Genomic DNA, 26,105 nt, shown 5'->3' with positions numbered 1-26,105 from the left:
ATCGCGACCCCCATCAGCCGCACTGGCAACCGGCGCCGAAGCCCTGGCCGGATGCCGCCTCGATCTGTTCCAGCATCGGGCGCAGCTCCTCGAATTTGGCGAGGCGGGCCGGCAGCGTCGTCCATACCCGCTCGGCGATCTCGCGAGCCTCCGCGAGGATCGCGCTCTCATCGATCGTCGTGATCGCCCGGTCGACCATGACCGGTGCACCGTCGACGTAGACGCTCTTGACCGCCGCGCCGAGCTCGGAGTACGCGAGCTGATAGCGCATCTGCTCGGCCGGCGCCGGCCACAGCCGATCGATGTCGAGCAATGTCAGGTCGGCGAGAGCGCCGACTTCGAGGCGTCCGATGTCGGCACCCACCGCGGCTGCACCCCCGGTCCAGAGCATCCCGAGACCATCCATGGCCGTCGGCCAGGTCGCCGGCGGACCCTGAACTCGGTGCAGCGTCGTCGACAGCTTGAGGGTCTCGAACATGTTCTGGGTGTCGCTGCTGCTCGCGCCGTCAGAACCGAGTGCGACGTTGGCGCCTGCGCGCAGCATCGCCGGGATCGGCGCGACGCCCGCACCGAGCTTGAGATTGCTCGCCGGATTGTGGATAGCGACGGCGTCGGTCTCGGCGAACATCTCGATCTCGCGCTGGTTGAGCCAGATCGAGTGAGCGTAAGACGCCCAGTCCTCCAGCGCACCCATCTTGCCGAGGAACTCGACGGTCGAACCGCCGAAGCGTTCCGCAGCGATGTCCACCTGCGACTTGGCCGACAGCAGATGCGTCTGCATGCGGGCTCCGCGGCCCTTGGCCAGATCGACGCTTGCCGCGAACAGATCGGTCGAGCACCGCGGCAGCGACGACGGGCCCAGGATCGGACGCACCCGCGACGACGTCGTGTCCCAGCGCTCGAGGAAGCGTCCGGCACCGGCCAGCACGACATCCGGCGGAGCCATCGGCGGCTTGCGCAATGACTTGCCATCAGGGATCAGATCGATCGGGATCGAGGAGAAGAAGTCGAGGTCGGAGAACTGGATCGCCACGGATGCACGCATGCCCAGGTCGACATACGCCTGCATGATGGCGTCCATACCGTCATCGACCCACTCGATGTCGGCACGTGCACAGTCCAGGACCGCCGACGATCCGCTGCGGATCATCTCGATGCCGCCGGCCATCGCCGAGACATAGAGATCACGCGGCGACAGGCGGGCTCCCGCGCCGCCGTAACTCGCCAGCACCATCCACGCATCGAGCGGCAGTGCGTCGCACAGCCCCTTCTCGATGCTCTGGTTGGAGTGCGTGTGGGCGTTGATCATGCCGGGCATCACGACGTCACCGGCCACATCGACGTCGACGACTTCTTGACCAGCCGCGACCTCGTGCTGGGCTGCAACCCCGCTGCCGATCGCCACGATTCGTCCGTCGACCGCGACGATGTCGCCGATCGAACCGTCGCGCTCCAGATCGAGCAGCCTGGCGTTGCGCAGGATCAATGTGCTCATGCGTTGTCTTCCCTCTTCTTCTGGTCGAGCTGTCTGATCTGCTCACGGAACACGAACTGGGCCTCGGCGCCGGAGTAGTCACCCGGACCGCCGTACGGCGATGCTTCGGTGACGACGCGGGCCACGATGACCGCGGGACCGGTGACTTCGCACATCTCCCGGATGCAGCCGCGAAGATCCTCATCGCTCGTGTCGAAGTCGAGCGTCCTGGTCCAGCCCCACCCTGCGGCAGCTGCGATGCCCGCGAGATCGAGCCGTTCGGCATTGGCCAGGGGCTGACCGCCACCGGTCTCGTAGCGGTGGTTCGCGAACACGACCATCTTCAGGTTCGTGGCGACGGAACCGGCGATCGCGAGCAGTGAACCCAGATTCATGGTCAGATCGCCATCGCCCTCCAACAGGACGAATTCGAGATCCGGTCGGGCCAGGGCCGCGCCGAGCGCGATGCCCGGAGCAGCGCCCATCGGATCGGAGGAGTAGAACGTCGCATTGTCGCCGCCGAACTCACGCCAGGCACGACCTGCGCTGCCGAGACTTGCGATCACGACCTGCTGATCGAGCTCTGCCTTCAGAGCTTCAGCCACCTGTTGCCGCCTCATGCCACAGCTCCCGTCAACGCAGCCTTCGAGCACAGCAGCACGACGGGCCGCCGGTGCATCATGGCCTGCTCGCACGACCGCTCGATCAACCAGTCGTCCTGCGGCCCGCTGACCCGATGCATCGGCAGTCGCAGTGCCGCCATGACATCGGCGGTCACGGCCCCCTTGTACGACTGGTAGTAGAAGCCGTCCTCGGGTCCACCACGGTCGGCCGCGAGGATCACGAAGGGAAGCTGATGATGATGGGCCAGAGCCGCGAGCATATTGGTCGCCAACAGGGCTCCGGCGTTCTGGCACAGGACCGCCGAGCGCGCACCCATCAGCGCAGCGCCGGCAGCTATCGCCACGGCATCGTCCTCTCGGGTCACCCGCGTGTGCACGATGGTCGGCTCGGCCGACACCGCGTCGATCGTCGGGGTCAGCCAGCTGTCGGGCAGCGAGGCCGCGATCGTCACTCCCCCGGCCCGCAGACGGCCGAGGATCGCCGCCCCTCTGTCCTGCCGCGCCTGTTCGGCGGCGGATACATCAGTCATGCTGTGTCCATTCCCTTGCGATGCGCACCATCAGGCCGACCGCCGCATCGAGCTTCCATTCATTGCCTGCCAATGGGTGTGCGTGCTTGCTGAATTCGCGCTCCAGACCGGCGCTGAGCTGCTCGACCGTCGGTGTGGTGCCATCGATATCGGCTTCCAGCGCCTCCGGGGTCCACGGAGTGGGGGCGATCGCACCGAACACGAATCGCGGTCGACGCCACACACCGTGCTCGTCGACATCGGCGGAGGCGGCCAGCGACACCAGCGCGAAGTCACCGCCCGACATCTGGATCTTCTCGATCGCCAACCGTCTGGTCGTGGCGGACGCCGGCACGAGGATCGCCTCGATCATCTCGGCAGGATCCAGGTGGAGCTCACCCGGACCGGAGTAGAGAGATGAGATCGGCAGCTGACGGTTGCCCTTGGGACCGGCGACAACCACCTCGGCGCCCAATGCCGTGAAAGCCGTGGCGAGGTCCGACGGGGTCACGGCCTGACAGCGGTGCGCGTCGATCGCGGCGTGGTGGAATCGATTGTCCCCCGTCACCGCGAAGCACGGACTGGATGCGCCGGCCCGCTTGTAACAGTCGAAGCCGCTGCGGTAGAACCAGCAGCGTTTGGCCTGGCCGAGATTGCCGCCGACCGTCGCGACCTCGCGCACCTGCGCCGACGCGATGGTCTCGATCAGCCGGGTCAATGCCGCGAACTCAGGTGTTGCCCACTGGGCGACCTCGCGCAGCGTGACGGCCGCGCCGATGCGGGTCGTGCCGTCGTCCAGCACCGTGATGTCACCCATACCGGCGATCAGTTTGGTCAACACCAGCGTCGTCGGATTCATGAGGGTCTGATTGCGCTGGACGATGATGTCGGTGCCGCCGCCGTGCAGCGCGACGTCGCCGACCTTGGCCGCGGACAGCGCGGAGACCGCCTCGTCGACCGAGCCGGGCGCCGCGATCGACTCGATCGGTCGCGGGGTCAGACTCCGGGCCCACCGACTACCGACATGTTCCAAGATCCAGTGCATACCCAAGGGGTAGAGCCGTCGGAAGGCAGCGATCTGCCAACGTCCGGGGCGACGCCACAGACCGAACCTGCGCCGTTTACCGCTTTGCTCGCGCAGGGCGTTCAAGATGACGTCCGGCGTCAGCGGCAGGGAGTGGAACCGGATGCCGATCGCGTCGTAGACCGCATTGAGGACCGCGGGCCCCGGAGGCACGATCGACATCTCTCCGACGCTCTTGGCATCGAAGGGTCCGGCCTCTTCCGGTCCCTCGATCAGCTCGGCACGGATGTGGGGAACCGACGTCGCACGAGGAACCGCGTAGTGGACGTAGGCATCATTGGCGACCCGGCCGCCTTCGTAGACCAGCTCCTCGCCCAGCACCGCGCCGAGACCCTGGACGGCTCCGCCGATGATCTGTCCTTTGGCCATACCGGGATTGATCGCGCGACCGATATCGTGCGCCGCGACGTAGTCGAGGATTCTCAGTTCGCCGGTCTCGGTGTCGACCTCGACCTCTACCGCGTGCGCCGCGAACGTGTAGCTCGCCGAGATATTGGGACTCGCGATACCGGTCCAGTACGGCTCCATCCGCTTCTCGAGATACTCCATGTCGATCCGCAGACCGCCGTCGATCGACCCTTCGGTCAGCGAGGCAGCCTCGCCGATGCCCAAAGAGTCCTCGGCGGAGACGAACTCGCCGTCACGCAGTTCCAGGTCCGCCGTGCCCAGCTTGTCGGCCGCGGTCTCCCGCAGCTTGTCGGCCATCGCTTCGGCCGCCTGCCGGGTCGCGTGACCGCCCATATGGGTGCCTCGCGACGACCAGGCACCCATGTCCGGCGGGGTCTCGTCCCAGTCGGTCATGATGACCGTGACCCGGTCGATCGGAACCGCCAGTATCTCGGCGGCCATCTGGGCCAAGACCGTACGCTGCCCCGTGCCGGCATCGGCGCCGCCGAACCGCACGATGACATCGCCGTCCTTCGTGACCTCGATACCAGCCGCGCTGACGTTGCCGCCGGGATAGGCGTAGGACCCGCTGGAGTGCATTCCGGCCGCGACTCCGACCCCGCGGCCGTACGTGCGGTCGGCCTTCTTGACGTCCCAGCCGATCAGCTCCCGCACGCTCTGCAGGCATTCGACCAGCCGGTTCGAGCCGATCTTGGCGCCGGCAAGCGCAACGGTGTTCGGCTTGCTGGCATTCGCGATCCGGAAGTCGATCGGGTCCGTACCGGTGGCTTCGGCCAGTTGATCGACAACACTCTCGAGTGCCAACGCGGTCTGCGGCGTCCCGTAGCCGCGGAACTGTCCACCGGGCGGTAGATGGGTGTCGACCAGCTGCCCGGCCCACACAACAGCGTCGGGACGGTACATCGAGCCGAGCTGTTTGATGCCCGCGCGCATGACCGAGGGACCGTAGTGGTTGTAGGCGCCGTTGTCGACGTCGATGTGGGCCTCGAACAGGCACATCCGACCGTCGGCATCGACGTGCGCCTCGAATTGAGTCGTGAACTCGTGACGCGGTTTCGTGACCGCCATTTCCTCCTCGCGGGAGTACACGACACTGACCGGTTGACCAGAGCGCATCGACAGCATCGCGGCCAGCGCCTCATGCTCGGAGATCTTGGACTTGGAACCGAATCCTCCGCCGACCGAGACATCTCGACACACAACCTGATCCAGCTCCAAATGCAGCACGCGGGCGAGCTCGTGCACGACGAAGTGCGGCGCCTGGCTCGACGTCCACAGCTCCAGACGGTTGTCGTGCCACCACGCGACGGTGCTGTTGGGCTCCATGCAGGCATGCGCGACACGCGGATACACAAACGTCCCGCTCGCACTGGTCACGGCGTTGCGCTCGGCCGTGGCCAGATCACCCCACACCCCCTCGACGCCGAGAGCCACGTTGGTGCCGCTCTCGCGCTCGTGGAGCGGACGGGCGCGTTTGCCCAGGGCCTTCTTGACCGAGAGCAAAGCCGGAAGTCTGCGGTAGCGGACATCGATGAGTCGTATCGCCTCAGCGGCGATCTCGGCGGAGTCTGCCGCCACGGCGGCGATCTCCTGTCCCACGAACAGCACCTTGTCGGATGCCATGGGCGGGCGATCGGAGTAGGTCTCTCCGCTGTGCTCGTAGATCACGTCGCCGAAGTCGGCGGCCGTGATGACGGCATGGACGCCCGGCAGCGCGCGAGCGCGCGAAACGTCCAGTCGGGTGATCTTCGCGTGTGGATAGGGCGAACGCAGCACCTTCGAAACCAGCGTTTCGGCAGGTGCGGCGTCACTCGCGTACGGCGCGGTGCCCGCAGTCTTGCCGACCCAGTCGACAGGACGTACCTGCTGACCGACGACCTTCATGATCCGGCCACCTCTCGCTGGCGCGCGACCGCGCACACGGCGTCGACGATCTGGACATATCCGGTGCAACGGCACACATTCCCGATCATCCCCTGCGCGACGTCGGCTCGCGACGGGCAAGGATTGTCACGCAACAAGGCATCGGCCCGCACGATCTGGCCCGGTGTGCAGAAGCCGCACTGGAACGCGACGTTGTCGGCGAAGGCCTCACCCAGGTCGGGGGACGTCTCGGCGACGCCCTCGGCCGTCACGATCTCACCGGTCACGGTCGCGGCCAGAATCGCGCAGGACATGACCGGACGACCGTCTATCTGCACCGTGCAGGCGCCGCACTCGCCGCGGCCGCACGCCAGCTTCGGCGCGGTGCGGCCCGCGGCGCGCAGCACCGACAAGAGAGTCTCGTCGAGCGCTGCATCGACGTCGACCGAATGGCCGTCGACCGACAGACGTCGCCTGGTCACATCACGCGCCCAGGGAGCTACGGAGCTCGGGCAATGAGGTCACGACGCCGTGGAAACGGTCGATCGAGGCCAGCGTCGATGCTTGCGCATCGTCGTCGGAGTCGGCGACACACTCGGCGGCGACCACGACGTCCAGATCACGGGCATACGCATCGCGGATCGTGGAGTCGACGCAGAAGCTCGTCGTCGTTCCGGCGACGACCAGAACCTGGACGGCCTTCATGCGCAGTTCGCATTCCAGCGTCGTCTGGTAGAACGCGCTCGAACGGTGCTTGACGACAACTTCGTCCTCAGGAGTCTGGACAGCCTTCATCTCGTCGAGCAGATCAGCGTCCCAGGTGCCACGACGGCACAGCTTGAGGTCGACCCCGCGACGCTGCAGGTGCGACGGGATACGGCGCTTGCCGCGCGTGACGTCATCGTCGTAGTGGACCTGCTGGGTGAACCAGACCGGAATACCCAGCTCGTGGCCCATCTCGATCAGCTCCACGACGTTCGGGATGATCTCCTGCGGCTGCCGCACGGCGTCGGCCCCGAAGGCCTTGCCGCGCGAGCCCTCCGGGTGGCAGAAGCCGTTCTGCATGTCGACGACCAGAATTCCGACGTCCGAACGATCGAGCTTGATGTCAAGCGGCATGCCAGTTCCTCTTCTTCTCAGTGTTCTCTGCCTTGGTGACGATCTGGCCGCTGCCAGGGGTTCCGGTGACGACGCCGTCCTTGAACACGACCTGTCCGCGACTCATCGTCAGGACGGGCCAGCCGCGCAGCGACAGGCCCTCGAATGCGCTGGGGAACTCGCTCTGCGTCGTCTCCGGACCGACGACTTTCTCGTTGTCCATGTCGACGATCACGAGGTCGGCATCGCAGCCGACCTGCAGCGCGCCCTTGGTCGGGTAGAGCCCGAACAGCCGCGCCGGGTTGAACGACATCGTCTCGGCGACCTTCTCGATCGTGATCCGGCCTTCGTGCACGCCTTCGGTCAGGACCACCGGCAGCATCGTGGCCAGGCCCGCGAAGCCCGGTGCCTCATCCCAGAAGTCGCCGCCCTTCTTGGGGATCGGGACGTGGTCGGAACCGATCGTGGAGATCCAGCCCTCCCGCAGTCCGCGCCAGAGTTCTGCCTTGTGGTCCTCATTGCGCAGTGCCGGGGCGACCTTGCCGACGCCGCTGCCGGTCAGGCGCTCGTCGTCGGCGCTCAGCACGAGGTAGTGGGGGCAGGTCTCCAGGACGACGGTGTTGCCCTTCTTGCGCGAGTCGGCCGCGGAGTCGACCGCCATGCCGACTGTCGTGTGCGGGACGTACAGCGGGCACTTCTGCAGATCGGCGAGCCAGATCGCGCGCAGCAGGTCCTGCTCTTCGACGAAGTCGGGACGCGATTCGGTGTAGGCGGCCAGATCGTTGCCGCCCTTGGCCTTGACCTTCGCGGTCAGGTGGCACACCAGCGAGTCGTCCTCGCAGTGCACCATGCACCATGCATAGGGCCCGAGTTCACGGATCTTCTCCATCGCGGCGTACAGCACGGCGTCATTGACCGAGACCAGGCCGATCGGGTTTCCGGGCTCGTAGCCGCCCATGTAGAACTTGAAGCTCGTGACGCCGAACTCCTCGGCGTAACGCGGGATCTCCTCGACCTGCTCCATCGTGGAGATGATGAAGTGGAACTGCGTGTCGACCAGCATTTTGGTGCGAGCCAGCTCGCGCTCCGCCGGGAACGTGTCGAGGAAGGTCGAGGGCGAGCGACGGTACTGCAGGACCGTCGTGACGCCGCCGACTGCCGCAGACGCGGTCTCCGAGGCGAAGATCTCTTCCAGCGGCCGACCGCCGCCGAGGTGGACATGGGGATCGACGATGCCCGGCAAGACGTACTTGCCGCCGGCGTCGATGACCTCGTCGGCTTCAGGCAGGATCGATGCATCGCCGACCGCGACGATCCGACCGTCCTTGATCGCGAGGTCTGTCTCCACGACGCCGTGGGGACTGACGAGCCGTCCGCCCGTAACCAGAGTGTCTACGCGCATGTGTTCTCCTGGGTTGTTCGGCAGCGGCACGCCACGGGCACGGATATCGCCGCGATGTCATCGCTTACCCGGCTGGTGAGCCGACATTTCGGTCAGCGAGGCGTGGAGCCGGTGTGACCCCTCTAACATCAAGAATGACTCTATTCGGCCACCCCGACCCATGTCAAGCATGCGGGATGGCATCTCGCATTATCGTTCAGAGCGATGCCGGTCAGGGTGCAACTGGCATCACCTAGGCTGAGCGCGTGCCTTCGACGTTTATCCTCACGCTCTCCTGCCCGGACCAGCCCGGCCTGATCTTCGCGGTCACCCGATGGGTCGCCGAGTCCGGCGGCAACATCTTGGACAGCCAGCAGTTCACCGACACCTCCGACAGCGAATTCTTCCTACGGATCCACTTCGACTTCCCCGACGCGCGCGATGCCGAGACCCTGTCCACACAGTTCGCAGCCGTAGGTGCCGAATACGCCATGGCATATCGCCTGGTCCCGGCCGAACGGCCGATGCGCACACTCGTCATGGTCTCGAAAGAAGGCCACTGCCTCAATGACCTCTTGTACCGACAGAGCAGCGGGTCATTGCACGTCGAGATCCCGGCGATCGTCTCGAATCACCGAGACCTGGAGAAACTCGCCAGCTCGTACGACATCCCGTTCATACACATGCCCGTGACTCCCGCGACGAAGGCCGACACCGAGACCGCGCTGATCGCTTTGGTGGAGGAACTGAACGTCGACCTCGTCGTACTCGCGCGCTACATGCAGATCCTGTCGGACGATCTGTGCCGCTCACTACAGGGACGCGCGATCAATATCCACCACAGCTTCCTGCCGAGTTTCAAGGGCGCCCGGCCCTACCACCAGGCGCACGACCGCGGCGTCAAACTGATCGGTGCGACGGCTCACTATGTGACGGCCGAGCTCGACGAAGGGCCGATCATCGACCAAGGCGTCCTGCGCGTCGACCACCGGATGACATCGGCCGATCTCGCCCGTGTCGGCCGCGACGTCGAGGCCCAGACCCTTTCGCGCGCGGTCCAGCTGCACGCGGAATCCCGGGTGCTGATGAACGGCCCCCGCACTGTCGTCTTCGACTGACGCAGGAATCGGGTTCTGTCCGCGATTCACGGGCCAAAACCCGATTCCCCCGTGGCCCCCGTGACACGCGTTCTCAGCATGCGGCGGAATGTCTTACATACTGAGATATGAAATCCGGCCACGAAAATCCGCCTAGTTTGAGTCACGGCGCACGCACGGTGGCGTGCTCGGACCCAGAGGCTGGACATGAAGATCTTCACTCGCAACCGCGTGACCACTGCGCTCGTACTCTCATTGGGTGCGGCTGTGTTGACCGCATGCGGCGGCGGGGCCAGCGGCGACTCGGACGGCGCCCAGCTCTCCCTGGTCGGCTTCGCCGTCCCGAAGGCCGGAAACAACGCCGCCCAGGTCGCGTTCGCCAAGACCGCCGACGGCAAGGGCACGACGTGGAAGGAATCGTACGGCGCGTCGGGCGACCAGAGCCGCGCGGTCGCCAACGGCCTGAAGGCCGACTACGTCCACTTCTCCATCACGCCTGATGTGACCCGCCTGGTCGATGCCGGCCTGGTCGCGAAGGACTGGAACGCGGGCGCCAACAAAGGCATCGTGACCGACTCGGTCGTCGTCCTGGTCGTCCGCAAGGGCAATCCGAAGAACATCACCGGCTGGGACGACCTGGTCAAGCCCGGCGTCGGCATCGTGACCCCCAACCCCGGTTCCTCGGGCGCCGCGCGCTGGAACATCCTCGCGGCCTGGCAGCACGTCATCGCGGCCGGCGGCGATGAGAAGGCGGCATCGGACTTCCTCACCAAAGTCTTCGCCAACGTCAAAGCACTTCCCGGCAGCGGGCGAGACGCCACGACCGCATTCCAAGGCGGCACCGGAGACGTCCTGATCTCGTACGAGAACGAGGCGATCCTGGCCCGTCAGAACGGCGAGAAGATCGACTACGTCGTGCCTGCCGACACCCTGAAGATCGAGAACCCGGCCGCCGTGACGACCAAGGCGGATCCGAAGGCCAAGGCGTTCCTCGACTTCGTCCTCACCAAGGAAGGCCAGGAGCAGTACGTCGCGAAGGGCTTCCGTCCGCTCGAGAGTGTCGAAGGCGTCGACGTCGGCACGGTCAAGGGTGCCAATGATGAGGCCAATCCGTTCCCGACACCCGAGAAGCTGTTCACGATCGATGGTGACCTCGGCGGCTGGGATGCGCTCAACAAGAAGTTCTTCGACGAGAACAACGGCATCATCACCAAGCTGTTGGCAGGGTCGCCCCCGATCGACGACCTCGCTGACGCGATCCTCAGGTCTCGGCCTGGGGGTCGCGTTGACGTGGTTCAGCCTCCTGGTCCTGATCCCCCTGTCGCTTGTCGTGATCCAGTCGATCGACGGCGGCTGGACGACGTTCCGCGAGACCCTGACGAATCCGCAGACTGCCGCAGCCCTGCGTCTCACCGTGACGCAGGCCTTGCTGGTCACCGCGATCAATATCGTCATGGGGACCCTGATCGCCTGGGTACTGGTCCGCGACACTTTTCCGGGCAAGCGGATCCTCGAAGTTGTCATCGACATCCCGTTCGCCCTGCCGACGATCGTGGCCGGCCTGGTCCTGCTGAGCCTCTACGGACCCGACAGTCCGCTCGGCGTCAATGTCGCCAACACCGAACGATCGGTGTTCCTCGCCTTGCTGTTCGTGACGCTCCCGTTTGTCGTGCGAACCGTCCAGCCGGTGCTGATGGAACTCGACCGCGACGTCGAAGAGGCAGCGGCATCGCTTGGCGCGAGCCGATTCACGACACTGCGCCGCATCATCTTGCCGAGCCTGGCTCCTGCCATCACCGCCGGCGCGGCGCTCTCATTCGCCCGCGGAATCAGCGAGTACGGTTCGCTCGTCCTCCTGTCGGGCAATCTGCCGCTCAAGACCGAGGTCGCGTCGGTGCGCATCCTGACCTATATCGAGAACGGCAATGAGGCCGCGGCCGCATCGGTCGCGACGATTCTGCTGATCGTCGCGCTCGCCGCGATCGTGCTGTTGCAGATCGTGTCGAAGTGGGTGGCACGCCGTGGCTAGTCATATGGCCCCGCCCCGCACGCCTGGCACCTGGGTCCGCCGCGTCCTGGTCATCGGATATCTGTTCCTGCTGGTCATCTGGCCGGTCGTGCTGGTCGTGCAGAAGACATTCGAAGGCGGGCTCGACAACCTCCAGACGGCGATGTCCGATCCCGTCGTCACCGATGCGCTCCAGCTGACGGTCATCGTCGCGCTGTGGGCCGTCGCGATCAACACGGTCTTCGGCGTCGGGATCTCGCTCTTGCTCGTGCGCTACGACTTTCCGGGACGAGGCGTGCTGTCGGCGCTGATCGACCTCCCGCTGTCGGTCTCGCCCGTCGTCGTCGGACTCGCCCTCCTGCTGGCCTATGGCGGTACGAACGGCACGTTCGGGCCCGCGCTCGAAGATGCCGGGCTTCAGGTCGCGTTCGCGACCCCGGGCATCGTCATGGCGACGGCCTTCGTGAGCCTGCCGCTCGTGATCCGCGAGATCGTCCCGGTCTTGCACGAGATCGGCACCGACCAGGAGCAGGCGGCCAAGAGCCTCGGAGCCGGCGCCTGGCAGTCGTTCTGGCGAATCACGCTGCCATCGATCAAATGGGCGCTCGTGTACGGCGTCGTCCTGAGCCTGGCCCGGGCGCTCGGCGAGTTCGGCGCGGTCAAGATCGTGTCGGGCAATGTCGCCCAGCAGACCCAGACAGCGACCCTCGTGGTCGAACAGAAGTACCAGGACTTCGAGCAGGGGTCGGCCTACGCGACCTCATTCCTGCTCGCCATGATCGCGGTCGCGGCACTCGTCGTCGTGACCATCCTTCGACCCAAGGACGACACTGATGGGGATTGAGATCCGCGGGATCAACAAGAACTTCGGCGACTTCGTCGCTTTGCAGGACATCGACCTGAGCATCCCCAGTGGACAGCTGACCGCGCTGCTGGGACCCAGCGGCGGCGGCAAGTCGACCCTGTTGCGCATCATCGCCGGACTGGAGTCGTCCGACAGCGGCAGCGTCCAGATCGAGGGAATCGACGCGACCAACGTCCCCGCCCAGAAGCGCAATGTCGGATTCGTGTTCCAGCACTATGCGGCCTTCAAACACATGACGGTGGCCAAGAACGTCGCCTTCGGTCTGGAGATCCGCAAGAAGCCCAAGGCCGAGATCAAGGACAAGGTGCATGAGCTGCTCAAGCTCGTCCACCTCGAACAGTTCTCCCACCGGCTGCCGTCCCAGCTCTCCGGTGGCCAGCGCCAGCGGATGGCCCTGGCCCGCGCGCTCGCGATCGAACCCAGCGTCCTGCTTCTGGACGAGCCGTTCGGCGCGCTCGACGCCAAGGTGCGCAAAGAGCTGCGCGACTGGCTGCGCCGACTCCACGACGAGGTGCATGTCACGACGGTGTTCGTGACCCACGACCAGGAGGAGGCACTGGAAGTCGCCGACAGCATCGTGGTGATCAACGAGGGACGGATCGAACAGATCGGCTCCCCCGACGACCTGTACGACCGTCCGGCCAGCGACTTCGTACTGTCCTTCCTCGGTCCGGTGACCAAGCTCGGTGACAAGCTGATCCGTCCTCATGACATCGACATCACCCGGTACGAACACGCTGCCACGGCATCGGGACGGATCACCCGCTGGACCCGGGTCGGCTTCGAGATCCGCCTCGAAGTCACCCCCGACGACAAGCTGCATCCCGATCCGGTGCAGGTCGTGGTGACCCGCGCTGAGGCCGTGGCACTTCAGTTGCATGAGGGCGATATGGTCTGGCTGCGTCCTCGCGTGGGAGCAGAATCAGTCAGTCACTGACCGAGAGCGGCGCTGATACACCAGACCGGCGGCGAATATCAGCAGGCCGACGCTTGCCAGGACGACTCCGACGAGCGCCGTCGCGCGGTACCCGTAACCGGTCGTGATGATGACCGAGCCGAAGAACGCCCCCAGGCCGTTGGCGACGTTGAGCGCGGAGTGATTGAGTGCCGCGCCGAGCATCTGGGCTTCGCCTGCGGCATCCATGAGGCGGATCTGCAGGGTTATCGCGAGAACCGATCCGAGCGCACCCACCGCGAACACCAACAACAGCGCCGGCACGAGCTGCAGCACCGCGAAGTAGAACGCCACGAGTACCAACGCGGTGGCCACGAAACCCCAGAGCACCGAACGCTCCACATTCCAGTCCGCGAGGATTCCCGCGCCCCACGATCCGACGACCGACCCCATACCGAAGACCAGGGTGAAGACCGCGATCCACGATTCCGGCCGGTCCATGGTCTTGGTGACGATAGGTGCGATGTAGCTGTACATCGCGAACAGGCCGCCGAAGCCCACCATGCCCGCGGAGACCGCGAACAGCACCTGGGGACGCTTGAGCGCGGAGAGCTCTCCGCGCACGGACGCGCCGCGATTCGCCGGCGAATGCGGGACGAACAACAAGATCATCGCCGCAGCCGCGATCGCGATACCCAGCACCGCCCAGTAGGCGCTGCGCCAGCCGAGGGCCTGTCCCAGCAGCGTGCTGGCCGGCACTCCGGCGACGGTGGCGACCGACAATCCCAGCATCACCGAGCTGACCGCTCGACCGCGCATGGCCGGAGCCACCATCGAGGCCGCGAGCAGTGATGCGACCCCGAAGTAGGCCCCGTGCGGCAGTCCGGAGACGAACCGCGCCGCCATGACCGGAAGATATCCACTGGCGACGGCCGTGATCGCATTGCCGACGCCCAGCGCCAGGATCAGGCCGATCGCGAGTTCCTTCTTGGGCAGTCGGGCCCCGAGCGAGACGATGATCGGCGCACCGACGACGACTCCGAACGCGTACGCCGTGATGATGTGCCCCGTCTCGGCATTGCTGCGGTCGATCCCGTCAGCGATCTCCTCCAGCAGCCCCATCGTCATGAACTCCGTGGTGCCGATCGCGAACCCGCCCAGAGCCAGAGCAATCAACGCCAAGGTCACGTGGCGGGTGCGGATGGGCGAATCGACGGCGGTCACGTTTCAGGATAAGAGGCCCGTGACGGTCGCTATTCCGGCCGCGCCGCGTGGCGTGCCCCGAATCACATCCCGGCCGGCTATCTCACCTTCTTGGTCGTCGCCGAAGCCAGCGTGACGGTCGAGAAACCGGGACGCTTGGCGGACACCCTCACGCGCACCTTCTTCTTGCGATCCTTCTTGGTCAGCTTGTATGTCGTCTTGGTCGCTCCACGGATCTTCGACGAACCGCGATACCACTGGTACGAGTAACTCGCCGCGCCGTACCACGTCCCCTTCGACCTGACCTTGAGCCGTTTGCCGACCTTCGCCGTGCCCGAGATCGTGGGTCGTTTGGTGTTGAGGATCGCAACCTTGATCGCATTGGAGATCGACACCCCGTCGGTCGAGCCGGGCTTGGTACCCCGGGTTCGCACCGAGATACTGCGTCCTGCGTCAGCCGTCGTCAACCGATAGGACAGGCCCGTCGCGTCGGGAATCTGCGCTCCATTGCGCAACCAGACCCTGGAGATGTCCTCCTGCTGAGGCTCGAAAACCGCATCGGTCGCCGTCAGCGTCGCACCGACCTTCCCTCCACCCAAGATGCTCGATCGGGCGATGGCCGCGAGCGTCGGCAATGCGACCTCGACCGATTCGCTCTCGCGCGTTCCTGATTCAAATCCAGTCGCTTCCCGGGTCTCCAGCACGCTGATGGAGGATCCGTGATCCGCGGGCACGACCGTGTACGTCGCGGAGGTCGCATGGGGGATCTCCACACCATTGCGCAGCCACTGGAAGGTCGAGGTGCCGATGTCTGACGGGATCCAGCTCGCGGGGTTCGCGGTGATCTGGTCGCCTTCGCTCACCGTCGCGCCAGTCACGAACGTGGGCCGGTCGTGCGCCGCGAACTTCTGGCCGGGTACCTGCGTCAAAGGCTCAGCTGAACCGCCGGGTGCCGAGTAGACGATGCCGACCGCATCGCGGACGATCACGTGACTCGCACCAGCGGCCACCTCGACGACCTTGTCGAGCTCAGTCGGCTCCGCCACCGGCACGTAGGTCGTCGCCGACGCTGCGGCCCGGTAGGCCTTGCCGTCTTCGCCTGCCGCGAGAACGCTCGCAGCTTGCGAGTTCGCCGCCACGGCGACAGCGTAGGTTGTCGCGCTGGACAGATCGCTGGTGGCCGGGGTCGCGTTGCCGGCTCCCACGGAGACGATCCGTCCGCCCTGCAGCACTGCGGTCGAGTCGACTCCGGCCGCGACGGCAGTCGCCGAACCTGTAGGCCAGTTGTCGAACCCGGTCAGAGTCGTCACGTCCGAGGTACTAGCCCGACTCAGCTGGTGCGCTGCGTTGCTGCCTGCACCGTGGACCTTCCCGTCGGTATCGATCACGACGCTGAAGTCGGCGCCGGCGTCGACTCCCACCGCCTTGGTTCCGGCCGGCAGTCCTGTGAGCGCTGACAGCGTGCTGCGAGCGCCCGCGGCCCCAGTCAGCTGCGAATGATCGTTTCGGCCCGTGCCGTACACCGTCCCGTTACTACCGACTACAAGGGTGAAGTTGTTCCCAGCGGCGACCGCCGTGGCCTTGACGCCACTCGGCAGACCGCTCAGGGGCTTCAACGTCGTGACGTCGGCGCCGCTTGTACCGGTGAGTTGACCGAAGCCATTGGCACCGGTTCCGTAGACGACGCCGTTGGAGCCGAGGACGAGCGTGAAGTCAGGTCCGGCATCGACGGCCTGAGCCGTCACGGTCGTGGGTAGCCCCGGGATCTTCCGTAGCGCGGCGACCGACCCGACAGCCCCGAGTTGGCCGTCAGAGCTGGACCCCACACCCCATACCTCGCCTGCGCCGTCGATCAGGACGGTGTGCGCTGCCCCGGCGGCGATCGTCTGCGCGCGCGGCTTGATCGTCTCATCGACGCGGCCGACCGCGGACGGGACACCCACCAGTGCGATAGAGGCGAGCGCCGCGGTCAGGGGAAGGACGATGGTCGTACGGGTGCGCATAAACGCCTCTCGGTTGGGCTCTCCCTTACGAGAGTGCCCAACCGAGAGTTCGTGACGCGAGAATCAGACCAGCGTTGCGAGCACTTCCAGCAACGTCGACGACGGACGCATGACGCCCTTCACCTTCTCCTCATCAGGACGGTAGTAACCGCCGATGTCGGCCGGCGAGCCCTGGACGGCCAGGAGCTCGTCTACGATCGTCTGCTCATTGCTCGACAGCGCATCGGCGACCGCCGTGAACGCCGCTGCCAGCTCGGCGTCCTCGGTCTGCGTCGCGAGCTCCTTGGCCCAGTACAGCGCCAGGTAGAAGTGGCTGCCACGGTTGTCGATCGTGCCGAGCTTGCGGCCCGGCGACTTGTTCTCGTCGAGGAACGTGCCGGTCGCCCGGTCGAGCGTGTCGGCGAGGATCTGCGCGCGGGCGTTGCCCGTCGTGACGGCCATGTGCTCGAAGCTCGAGGCCAGGGCCAGGAACTCGCCGAGGCTGTCCCAGCGCAGGTAGTTCTCCTTGACGAGCTGCTGCACGTGCTTGGGCGCCGAGCCACCGGCGCCGGTCTCGAACAGTCCGCCACCGTTGATCAGCGGGACGATCGACAGCATCTTGGCGCTCGTGCCGAGCTCCAGGATCGGGAACAGGTCGGTGTTGTAGTCGCGCAGCACGTTGCCGGTGACCGAGATCGTGTCCTCACCCTTGCGGATGCGGTCGATCGAGTACTGCGTGGCCTCGGCCGGCGCCATGATCTCGATCGTCAGGCCGTCCGTGTCGTGGTCGGGCAGGTACGCCTTGACCTTCTCGATCAGGTTGCGGTCGTGCGCACGCGTCTCGTCGAGCCAGAAGATGGCCGGCGTGCTGGACGCGCGAGCGCGGGTCACGGCGAGCTTGACCCAGTCGCGGATCGGGACGTCCTTGGTCTGGCAGGCGCGCCACACGTCGCCGGGCTCGACGGCGTGCTCGAGCAGCACATTGCCTGCCGCGTCGACGACCTGGACGGTACCTGCGGAAGCGATCTCGAACGTCTTGTCGTGGCTGCCGTACTCCTCGGCCGCCTGAGCCATGAGACCGACGTTGGGCACCGAGCCCATCGTGGTCGGATCGTACGCACCATTGGCGCGGCAGTCGTCGATGACGGTCTGGTAGATCCCGGCGTACGAGCTGTCGGGGATTACGGCCAGCGTGTCGGCCTCGTTGCCGTCCGGGCCCCACATGTGGCCCGACGTGCGGATCATGGCCGGCATCGAAGCATCGACGATGACATCGCTCGGCACGTGCAGGTTGGTGATGCCCTTGTCGGAGTCGACCATCGCGAGGGCCGGACCCTCGGCGATGCCCTGGTCGAAGGCAGCCTTGATCTCTGCGCCGTTGGGCAGTTTGTCCAGACCCGCGAGGATTCCGCCGAGACCATTGCTGGCGCTGAGGCCGGCAGCCTCGAGGTCGGCGCCGTACTGCTCGAACACGGCCGGGAAGAACGCCTTGACGACGTGCCCGAAGATGATCGGGTCGGAGACCTTCATCATGGTGGCCTTCAGATGCACCGAGAACAGCACACCTTCTTCCTTGGCGCGGGCGACCTGAGCCTTGAGGAACTCGTCGAGCGCGGCGGCGCGCATGACGGTTCCGTCGACGATCTCGCCGGCCAGGACGTTGAACGCAGGCTTCAGCTCGGTCGTCGTGCCGTCGGCGGCGACGTGCTGGATCGAGATCGTCGTGTCGGCGTCGATCACGACCGACTTCTCGTTCGAGCGGAAGTCGTTCTCGCCCATCGTGGCGACGTTGGTCTTCGAGTCGCTACTCCAGGCACCCATCGAGTGCGGGTGCTTGCGTGCATAGTTCTTGACCGACAACGGCGCACGACGGTCGGAGTTGCCTTCACGCAGGACGGGGTTGACCGCGCTGCCCTTGACCTTGTCGTAGCGGGCGCGGACGTCCCTGTCCTCGTCGGTCTGCGGATCGTCCGGGTAGTCCGGGAGGGCGTAGCCCTGCTCCTGCAGTTCGGCGATCGCTGCCTTGAGCTGCGGGATCGACGCGCTGATGTTGGGCAGCTTGATGATGTTGGCTTCTGGCGTCTTGGCCAGGTCGCCGAGCTCGGCGAGGGCGTCGCCGATCTGCTGCTCGGGGGTCAGACGGTCGCCGAACAGGGCGATGATGCGCCCCGACAGCGAGATGTCACGAGTCTCGATCTCGACGCCGGCGGTCGAGGCGTACGCCTCGATCACGGGGAGCAGTGAGTAGGTCGCCAGCGCGGGCGCCTCGTCGGTGTGGGTGTAGATGATCTTGGCCATGAGTGCGGTGACTCCTCCAGTCGGATGCCAAAAGATTGTTTGACATCAAGATATCTCACCTGCCGTGAAACCTTCAGCCTCCCCCGCTTGCAGCCAGAATCGCCCTAATCTGACAGCCAAAGACTCATATTCTCAGGAGGAGCCATGTCCACTCCCACTACTGCCCACAAGCTCGGCGCTGAGGCGCTGGGTACGTTCTGGCTGGTCCTCGGCGGTGTCGGTACCGCCGTTTTGGCCGGCGAGCAGGTCGGCTTCGGCGGCATCGCCGCGGCGTTCGGCCTCACAGTGCTGACCGCGGCCTATGCCTTCGGCCCGATCTCCGGCGGCCACTTCAACCCTGCCGTGACAGTCGGCCTGGCCACCGCCAAGCGCTTCGACTGGAAAGACGTACCCGGCTACTTCGGCGCCCAGCTCGTCGGCGCGATTGTCGCATCCGCCGTGCTGTACGTCATCGCCTCTGGCACCGACGGATTCGACGCCAAAGCCTCAGGCTTCGGTACGAACGGCTTCGGCGACCGCTCGCCCGGTGGCTACAGCCTGGTCGCCGTGATCGTCACCGAAATCGTCCTGACGGCCTTCTTCCTCTTCATCATCTTCGGCGCAACAGCGAAGCGGGCAGCGGTCGGATTCGCGGGTCTGTCGATCGGTCTTGGTCTGACGCTGATCCACCTGATCTCGATCCCGGTCGACGGCACGTCGGTCAACCCCGCCCGCTCGATCGGCCCTGCCCTGTTCGCCGGCGGCGATGCGATTCAGCAGCTCTGGGTCTTCATCCTCGCGCCGGTCATCGGCGCCGCGATCGCCGGTGTGACCCACGCAATGATCGTGGGAGCCGACGACTGAGGTCGCATCCGTACACGATCCGCAGTCGCCCCCGCTATTGAGCTGGGGGCGACTGCGCTAGTTTCGGATGGCAGGCCTTATCTCTCGACACCTCCCAAGGAGCACAACTCGTGAGCACAACACCCGTCAAGGTTGCCGTCACCGGCGCAGCAGGCCAGATCGGCTACAGCCTTCTTTTCCGTCTTGCCAGCGGCTCGCTGCTCGGGCCCGACACGCCGATCCAGTTGCAGCTGCTCGAGATCACTCCGGCACTGAAAGCCCTCGAGGGTGTCGTGATGGAACTCGATGACTGCGCGTTCCCCACATTGGCCGGCGTCGAGATCGGCGATGACCCCAATGTGATCTTCGACGGCGTCAACCTCGCACTGCTCGTCGGCGCACGCCCACGCGGCCCCGGCATGGAGCGTGGCGATCTGTTGTCGGCCAATGGCGCGATCTTCACCGCCCAGGGCAAGGCGCTGAACGAAGTGGCAGCCGATGACGTCCGTATCGGCGTGACCGGCAATCCGGCCAACACCAACGCCCTGATCGCGATGACCAATGCGCCCGACATCCCCGACGAGCGGTTCAGCGCCCTGACCCGACTCGACCACAACCGGGCCATCTCACAGCTCGCGGCCAAGACCGGCTCAGCTGTCACCGACATCAAGAAGATGACGATCTGGGGCAATCACTCGGCCACCCAGTACCCCGATATCTTCCACGCGGAGATCGCAGGCAAGAACGCCGCGGAGACGGTCGGCGACCAGGCCTGGATCGAGAACACGTTCATCCCCACCGTCGCCAAGCGCGGCGCCGCGATCATCGACGCGCGCGGCTCCTCGTCGGCCGCCTCAGCCGCGTCGGCGACCATCGACGCCGCCCGCGACTGGCTGACCGGCACCCCCGAAGGTGACTGGGCGTCCATGGCTGTCCGCTCCGACGGCTCGTACGGCGTGCCCGAGGGATTGATCTACTCCTTCCCCGTCACAACCAGCAATGGTGACTGGGAAATCGTCCAGGGCCTGGAGATCGACGACTTCAGCCGCCAGAAGATGGACGCCACAGCACAAGAACTCGAAGAAGAAAGGGCTGCGGTCAAGGACCTAGGCCTCATCTAACCCCAACGCTCGCGAGTCACTGGGTTACCGCCCGTGAGTCACTCAGTTACACCCACGTGGTGAACAAGTGACTCGCCGGACGTAACTAGGTGACTCGCGAGCGTTATTTGGGTTGGGAGGGGATGACCAGTGCCAGGACGATCAAGGCCGTGCCCAGCATTGTCATCCAGACGATGTCGAATAATCTGCCGCGCACCCGCAGCATCCCGGTGTGATCGAGCGGCACGACGGAGCGGGCGATCGCACCGATCGCGAAGGCCACTCCGACTGCGATGATCCCCGCCCGCCACAGGTTCGCGACGACCAGCGCGATGCCCACGGCGACAGTCAGCAACTGCAGCAGATACAGCTGCGAGCCGCGGCTACGGGGGCCTTTCACCGGCTCAGTCGCTCCGCGGTGTCGACGACATTGGCCAGCAACAGGGCCCGGGTCATCGGACCGACGCCGCCGGGATTCGGCGAGATCCAGCCGGCCACCTCATGGGCCGCAGGATCGACATCGCCAACGATTCCGTTCTCGTCGCGGCTGACGCCGACATCGAGCAGTGCCGCACCCGGCTTGACCATGTCGGCGGTGATGATTCCCGGCACACCCGCCGCCGCGATCACGATATCCGCGCGGCGCACCTCGGCACCCAAGTCGGCCGTGCCGGTGTGACACAGGGTCACCGTCGCGTTCTCGCTGCGGCGAGTCATCAGCAGACCCATCGGCCGTCCCACGGTGATTCCGCGGCCCACCACGACGACGTGCTGGCCCGCGATCGGAACGTCGTGGCGACGCAACAACTCGATGATCCCGCGGGGGGTGCACGGCAGTGGCGCTTCCTTGCCCAGGACCAACCAGCCCAGATTAGTTGGGTGCAAGCCGTCGGCATCCTTGAGCGGGTCGATCCGGCCGATCGCGGCATTCTCGTCGAGCCCCTTGGGCAATGGCAGCTGCAGGATGTACCCCGTGCATGCCGGATCGGCGTTCAGCTGATCGATCGCAGCCTCGACATCTGCTTGCGACGCCGTCTCCGGCAGGTCGATCCGGATCGACTCGATACCGACCTCCGCGCAATCACGATGCTTGCCGGCGACGTACCACTGAGATCCCGGATCGTTACCGACCAGGATCGTGCCGAGACCCGGGACGATGCCCTTGTCGCGCAGCACGGTCACCCGCTCGCGAAGCTCGCCCTTGATCGCGGCCGCAGCCGCCTTGCCGTCCAGAATCTGCGCAGTCACGGGGACGAGTCTTTCACGTCCCACCTGTCAATCGACGACAGGCAGCGTGATCTGCCCCGTCAGCAAGGCGGACATTGTCACGACGAGACGGCGCATAGACTTCCCCCAGAATCCCAGAACACGAGACAAATCGTGCGAACGCATAGAAATGGTGAGGTGGCGTCAATGGTCGAACGCGCACAGCTGTCGCAAGAACGCAGCCGAGTACGCCGCGAGGCTCTGCTCCAGGCCGCCATCGAGCTGTTCGCAGAAGGCGGTTCCCGCGCCATCACCCACCGCGCTGTCGCGGCGCGCGCCGGCCTCCCATCGGCCACCACGACCTACTACTTCGAGTCGATTGACGAGCTGATCCGGGCCTCCCTCAGCGCCCACCTCGTGGCCTGGACGACTGAACTCGAAGCATTCACCCAGGTCGACTTCGAGATCGACGTGAGTCTCGACGCTGCGGTAGACCTCATCGGCACAGTATTCGCCGCCCGGGGTCCCGAGGTCGCGGCGCTCGAACTCTCGATCTTCCTGGCCGCCGCCCGCGAGCCGAGCCTGCACGACCTCACATCCCGAGCGCTCCAGGCCCTGGAGTCCCTCGCAGTCTCGCTCCTGTCGCGGGTCGGCGTTGCCGAGGCCCCGATGCTCGCCGCATCGATCGTGGCCCTGATCGCCGGCACCGCACTGCGCCGGCAGTCGACGTTGTACGACGAGACCGATGAGGCGCGCATCCTGACCACCGCGATCAGGCAGTTGGTTGCCGCCCACGCCATCGGACCAGACGGCGTCGACGAGGCTCTCGCGGCCCTACGTTCCGCAGACTAGGGCCGCACCCGGCCTCAGTGGAAGAAGTGCCGGGTCCCCGTGACGTACATCGTCACGCCGGCCGCGTTCGCAGCAGCGATCGACTCGTCATCGCGCACCGAGCCGCCCGGCTGCACAACCGCCTGGACTCCGGCGTCGAGCAGCACCTGGAGACCGTCCGCGAACGGGAAGAACGCATCTGAGGCGGCGACTGAACCCGTGGCGCGCTCCCCGGCTCGCTCGACTGCGAGCTTGCAGGAGTCGACTCGGTTGACCTGTCCCATGCCGACGCCGACCGAGGCGCCGTCCTTGGCCAGCAGGATCGCATTGGACTTGACCGCGCGGCATGCCGTCCACGCGAATTCGAGATCGGCGAGGGTCGCTTGGTCGGCGGGCTCGCCGGCGACGAGCGTCCAGGTGGACGGCGCATCGCCGTCGGCATCGACGTGATCGCGCATCTGCACCAGGACGCCACCGCTGATCTGTCGGATCTCTTCGGCGGCTTGATCGCCGTCGGCGCACTTCAGGATGCGGATGTTCTTCTTGCCCTGCAGCACCTCGACGGCGCCCGGCTCGTAGTCGGGGGCCACGATGACTTCGGTGAACACTTCGGCCACCTGTTGGGCCATCGCGACGCTGACGGGTCGGTTGGTCGCGATGACGCCGCCGAAGGCCGACACAGGATCACATGCGTGGGCGCGCGCATGTGCCTCGGCGACGTCGGTGCCGACGGCGATTCCGCAGGGATTGGCGTGCTTGATGATCGCGACGGCAGGCTGGTCGAAGTCATAGGCCGCGCGGCGGGCGGCATCGGTGTCGACATAGTTGTTGTATGACATCTCTTTGCCGTGCAACTGCTCGGCCCCTGCCAGTCCGCCCGTGCCGTCGGTGTAGAGCGCAGCCTCTTGGTGCGGGTTCTCGCCATAGCGCAGAACCGCTGACTTGACCCACGCCTCGCCCGTGAAGTCGGGCCACTCGCCCTCTTCTCCGGCGTACGAGCTGGCGAACCACGAGGCGACGGTGACGTCGTACGCAGCGGTGTGCGCGAATGCCTGGGCGGCGAGACGCTTGCGCTGTGCGAGCGAGAAACCACCTGCGGCCAGCGCGGCTCGCACATCGTCGTACGCATCCGGCGACACGACGACCGCAACGCTCGGGTGGTTCTTGGCCGCGGCCCGAACCATCGACGGTCCGCCGATGTCGATCTGCTCGACGCACTCGTCGGGCGTGGCACCCGAGGAGACCGTGGCCTTGAACGGGTACAGGTTGACGATGACAAGGTCGAAGGGCTCGATTTCGAGTTCGGCGAGCTGCTCGACGTGGGAATCGAGCCGCAGATCGGCGAGGATTCCGGCGTGGACGCGCGGATGCAATGTCTTGACCCGGCCGTCGAGGCACTCGGGGAATCCGGTCAATGCCTCGACCGGGGTCACCGGAACGCCCGCCGCCTCGATCGTCTTGGCGGTCGAGCCCGTCGACACGATCGAGACGCCAGCGGCGTGCAGATCGCGGGCGAGATCCTCCAGGCCGGTCTTGTCATAGACCGAGATGAGGGCACGCTTGAGGGGGCGCGAATCTGTCAGTGTGGGCTCTGTCATGTCTGTTCTCCTCCGAGCCGCACGGCCCGGTCGTCGAGGTGGAAGTCATTGCGCGCCAAGGTGCCGACCCATTCGACCAGCATGGCGCGCTCGCTGGTCTTGATTCGTTCGTGCAGAGAGCTTTCGTCGTCGTCCGCCAGGACCGGTACGGCGACCTGGGCGACGATCGGGCCGGTGTCGACGCCTTCGTCGACCACGAAGAGCGTGGCTCCGGTGACCTTGACGCCGTACGCCAGAGCATCGCGTGGACCGTGCATGCCCGGGAACGCCGGTGACAGGGCGGGGTGGGTGTTGAGGGTCCGGCCGCCGAATCGCGACAAGAACGCTGGGCCGGTGAGTTTCATGAAGCCGGCCAGCACCACGAGATCTGGCTCATACGTCGCGACCGTCGAGCCGAGCGCCTCATCCCAGGCCGCCCGGTCTTCGAAGTCCTTGGTCGCCAACACGAACGTCGGGATGCCGTGACGTTCGGCCCGGACCAGTCCTTCGATGCCGGTGCGGTCCGACCCGACCGCCACGATCTCGACGCCGTACTCGACGTCGGCGGCAGCATCAATCAGTGCTTGGAGATTGGTGCCGCTTCCAGAGACGAGAACCACCAGTCGCGCTGGTGTCCGAGGGGCGGGAGGCACGCCCTCCACGATAGTGGGCGAGCGCCGAACCGAATGCGCCGCCTACCGCCATGACGCCCATGGCGACCAGCGCCGGCGTGAACAGCGGCGGTCCGACGTCTGCCATCCGTCCCGGCCCGATCGCGCCGTGCGACAGCGCCACCAGAACCCCCAGCACCAGACCGGCCAGCGCTCCGGCAGCCGTCCCGAGCAGCACCCGAAGGCCCGCACCGGTCTCACCGGACGTGCGCAGGCGCCAGCCGCACAACATTCCGGCGAACAGGGGCAGCAGACCCAGGATGAAGACCCAGCCGGGGAACTCACCCGGCGACGGCAGAGCCGCGAACAGTGGGAAACCCGGCACCTGCCCGAGCTGCGCTCCGGTCAGGTCGACTGTCGTGTCTGTGCCGAGCGCGAATCCTGGACCGATCAACGCCGAGACGGTCCACATGATGAGCGTGGGAACGGCCAGCAACGACCCCACCCCCAGGACCAGACCACCGCCTGCGCCCGGATCGAGCGCCGCCCACAGGTCACCGGCTCGGGTGACTCCCCGGATCGTGAGGATCGCCACAATGACTGTCGCGGCCAGCAGCACCGCCGCGACGCCTGACGCCGCCGCGCGCACCGTCGCCCGGACGTCCTCGGGGGTCGTGAACCACCAACGCTCGCCGTCGCCATGGCGCATGACACTGCCCCAGGCGGCGCCGAGACCGCCGACCACGAAACCCGCGCACGCGGCCCTGACGGCCGAGACCTGCACATCGCCGGAGTTGCTGACCGCCGATGCCGTCGCGGCGATGATCCCGTAGGCACCCGCCGAAGAGGCGGCGAAAGCGGCGAGATCATCGATCGGGTCGACCAGGATCCACCGGGCCGCGCGGGCCACCACAGCGATCGACACGAAGGCCGCGCCCAAGGGGACGAGACCGAACGCGACCGGACCAGCATCGATCCCGGCCCCCATCGCCACAAGCCAGGTCCGCACGCTGACCCGGAATGTCGACACCAGCGAGATATCGCCGCCAGCCTGGGCGATCAACACGAACAGCCCAGCGACCAGCCATGAGATCGATGCCGCGACAACTGCTGTGAGGAAGGCCGCACGAAGGTAGGAGGATTCAGCGGGCGGGGCCATTGCTTCATCAT

At 66.1% G+C, this 26,105-nt stretch carries 22 protein-coding genes and 1 pseudogene; 8 read left to right on the top strand and 15 right to left on the bottom strand.

Features of this window, described 5'->3' with window-relative positions; genetic code table 11:
• Positions 1-13 precede the first annotated feature (13 nt).
• The 7 genes from ACXJKC_RS19940 to ACXJKC_RS19910 are packed head-to-tail and all read right to left on the bottom strand — an operon-like array spanning position 14 to position 8,461.
• On the bottom strand, positions 14-1,495 hold the full coding sequence (locus tag ACXJKC_RS19940) for an amidohydrolase family protein (RefSeq protein ID WP_456698498.1): 1,482 nt from the start codon (positions 1,493-1,495) through the stop codon (positions 14-16).
• Positions 1,492-2,079, bottom strand: coding sequence for a thiamine pyrophosphate-dependent enzyme (locus ACXJKC_RS19935; protein WP_456698497.1), 588 nt, complete (start codon positions 2,077-2,079; stop codon positions 1,492-1,494). Before ACXJKC_RS19935 ends, ACXJKC_RS19940 begins: the two co-directional genes overlap by 4 nt.
• 11 nt (positions 2,080-2,090) lie before the next feature.
• Positions 2,091-2,627, bottom strand: a complete 537-nt coding sequence (locus ACXJKC_RS19930; protein ID WP_456698496.1) for a thiamine pyrophosphate-binding protein — start codon at positions 2,625-2,627, stop codon at positions 2,091-2,093.
• Entirely contained in the window at positions 2,620-5,982 is a 3,363-nt protein-coding gene (locus tag ACXJKC_RS19925) for a molybdopterin cofactor-binding domain-containing protein (protein WP_456698495.1), read from the bottom strand. Before ACXJKC_RS19925 ends, ACXJKC_RS19930 begins: the two co-directional genes overlap by 8 nt.
• Positions 5,979-6,443 (bottom strand): (2Fe-2S)-binding protein, encoded by a 465-nt coding sequence (locus ACXJKC_RS19920; RefSeq protein WP_456698494.1) that lies wholly within the window; start codon positions 6,441-6,443, stop codon positions 5,979-5,981. Before ACXJKC_RS19920 ends, ACXJKC_RS19925 begins: the two co-directional genes overlap by 4 nt.
• A gap of 1 nt (position 6,444) precedes the next feature.
• The gene (locus ACXJKC_RS19915; protein WP_456698493.1) at positions 6,445-7,080 is read right to left on the bottom strand and encodes a cysteine hydrolase family protein; all 636 of its coding nucleotides are present in this window, start codon (positions 7,078-7,080) and stop codon (positions 6,445-6,447) included.
• Positions 7,070-8,461, bottom strand: a complete 1,392-nt coding sequence (locus ACXJKC_RS19910) for a dihydroorotase (RefSeq protein WP_456698492.1) — start codon at positions 8,459-8,461, stop codon at positions 7,070-7,072. Before ACXJKC_RS19910 ends, ACXJKC_RS19915 begins: the two co-directional genes overlap by 11 nt.
• Positions 8,462-8,706: 245 nt before the next feature.
• On the opposite strand from ACXJKC_RS19910, the gene purU reads away from it, so the two are divergent.
• From purU to ACXJKC_RS19885, 5 genes and pseudogenes are all read left to right on the top strand, one after another.
• Entirely contained in the window at positions 8,707-9,558 is an 852-nt protein-coding gene (gene purU, locus ACXJKC_RS19905) for a formyltetrahydrofolate deformylase (RefSeq protein ID WP_456698491.1), read from the top strand.
• A 186-nt stretch (positions 9,559-9,744) separates the two neighbouring features.
• Positions 9,745-10,671, top strand: a pseudogene (locus ACXJKC_RS19900) (sulfate ABC transporter substrate-binding protein); the annotation flags it as partial.
• Positions 10,634-11,566, top strand: coding sequence for a sulfate ABC transporter permease subunit CysT (cysT, locus tag ACXJKC_RS19895; protein ID WP_456698490.1), 933 nt, complete (start codon positions 10,634-10,636; stop codon positions 11,564-11,566). The pseudogene ACXJKC_RS19900 and the gene cysT, both read left to right, overlap by 38 nt.
• A 4-nt stretch (positions 11,567-11,570) precedes the next feature.
• Positions 11,571-12,389 (top strand): sulfate ABC transporter permease, encoded by an 819-nt coding sequence (locus ACXJKC_RS19890; protein WP_456698489.1) that lies wholly within the window; start codon positions 11,571-11,573, stop codon positions 12,387-12,389.
• A complete protein-coding gene (locus tag ACXJKC_RS19885; RefSeq protein ID WP_456698488.1) occupies positions 12,379-13,347 on the top strand; it encodes a sulfate/molybdate ABC transporter ATP-binding protein in 969 nt (322 codons plus the stop codon). Before ACXJKC_RS19890 ends, ACXJKC_RS19885 begins: the two co-directional genes overlap by 11 nt.
• Here ACXJKC_RS19885 and ACXJKC_RS19880 read toward each other — a convergent pair.
• From ACXJKC_RS19880 to ACXJKC_RS19870, 3 genes are all read right to left on the bottom strand, one after another.
• Complete coding sequence (locus ACXJKC_RS19880; protein WP_456698487.1) at positions 13,333-14,529, bottom strand: MFS transporter; 1,197 nt, start codon at positions 14,527-14,529, stop codon at positions 13,333-13,335. The genes ACXJKC_RS19885 and ACXJKC_RS19880 overlap by 15 nt on opposite strands.
• Before the next feature lie 77 nt (positions 14,530-14,606).
• Positions 14,607-16,511 (bottom strand): hypothetical protein, encoded by a 1,905-nt coding sequence (locus ACXJKC_RS19875; protein ID WP_456698486.1) that lies wholly within the window; start codon positions 16,509-16,511, stop codon positions 14,607-14,609.
• Positions 16,512-16,574: 63 nt separating this feature from the next.
• On the bottom strand, positions 16,575-18,788 hold the full coding sequence (locus ACXJKC_RS19870; RefSeq protein ID WP_456698485.1) for an NADP-dependent isocitrate dehydrogenase: 2,214 nt from the start codon (positions 18,786-18,788) through the stop codon (positions 16,575-16,577).
• Positions 18,789-18,932: 144 nt separating this feature from the next.
• Between ACXJKC_RS19870 and aqpZ the strand changes: the two genes are divergently transcribed.
• A complete protein-coding gene (aqpZ, locus tag ACXJKC_RS19865) occupies positions 18,933-19,631 on the top strand; it encodes an aquaporin Z (RefSeq protein ID WP_456698484.1) in 699 nt (232 codons plus the stop codon).
• A gap of 110 nt (positions 19,632-19,741) precedes the next feature.
• Positions 19,742-20,731 carry a malate dehydrogenase gene (locus ACXJKC_RS19860; RefSeq protein ID WP_456698483.1) on the top strand — a complete coding sequence of 330 codons (990 nt, stop codon included), beginning with the start codon at positions 19,742-19,744 and terminating at the stop codon, positions 20,729-20,731.
• Positions 20,732-20,834: 103 nt separating this feature from the next.
• Here ACXJKC_RS19860 and ACXJKC_RS19855 read toward each other — a convergent pair whose 3' ends face one another.
• Positions 20,835-21,110 carry a DUF3017 domain-containing protein gene (locus ACXJKC_RS19855; protein ID WP_456698482.1) on the bottom strand — a complete coding sequence of 92 codons (276 nt, stop codon included), beginning with the start codon at positions 21,108-21,110 and terminating at the stop codon, positions 20,835-20,837.
• Positions 21,107-21,958: a bifunctional methylenetetrahydrofolate dehydrogenase/methenyltetrahydrofolate cyclohydrolase gene (locus ACXJKC_RS19850; RefSeq protein WP_456698481.1), complete on the bottom strand. Its 852-nt coding sequence runs from the start codon at positions 21,956-21,958 to the stop codon at positions 21,107-21,109. The genes ACXJKC_RS19855 and ACXJKC_RS19850 overlap by 4 nt, the downstream gene beginning before the upstream one ends.
• Positions 21,959-22,123: 165 nt before the next feature.
• Between ACXJKC_RS19850 and ACXJKC_RS19845 the strand changes: the two genes are divergently transcribed.
• Complete coding sequence (locus ACXJKC_RS19845) at positions 22,124-22,768, top strand: TetR/AcrR family transcriptional regulator (protein ID WP_456698480.1); 645 nt, start codon at positions 22,124-22,126, stop codon at positions 22,766-22,768.
• A 14-nt stretch (positions 22,769-22,782) separates the two neighbouring features.
• Here the strand turns inward: ACXJKC_RS19845 and purH are convergent, their stop codons facing one another.
• From purH to ACXJKC_RS19830, 3 genes are read right to left on the bottom strand one after another with little or no spacing between them, the layout of a single operon-like run.
• Positions 22,783-24,345: a bifunctional phosphoribosylaminoimidazolecarboxamide formyltransferase/IMP cyclohydrolase gene (gene purH / locus ACXJKC_RS19840; protein WP_456698479.1), complete on the bottom strand. Its 1,563-nt coding sequence runs from the start codon at positions 24,343-24,345 to the stop codon at positions 22,783-22,785.
• Positions 24,342-24,944 carry a phosphoribosylglycinamide formyltransferase gene (purN, locus tag ACXJKC_RS19835; protein WP_456698478.1) on the bottom strand — a complete coding sequence of 201 codons (603 nt, stop codon included), beginning with the start codon at positions 24,942-24,944 and terminating at the stop codon, positions 24,342-24,344. The genes purH and purN overlap by 4 nt, the downstream gene beginning before the upstream one ends.
• Positions 24,898-26,094: a cell division protein PerM gene (locus ACXJKC_RS19830; RefSeq protein ID WP_456698477.1), complete on the bottom strand. Its 1,197-nt coding sequence runs from the start codon at positions 26,092-26,094 to the stop codon at positions 24,898-24,900. The genes purN and ACXJKC_RS19830 overlap by 47 nt, the downstream gene beginning before the upstream one ends.
• Positions 26,095-26,105 lie beyond the last annotated feature (11 nt).

Source organism: Aeromicrobium sp. P5_D10 (assembly GCF_054049535.1).
The sequence above is the reverse complement of the archived record's forward strand: the minus strand, read 5'-3'. Positions and strand labels throughout refer to the sequence as shown.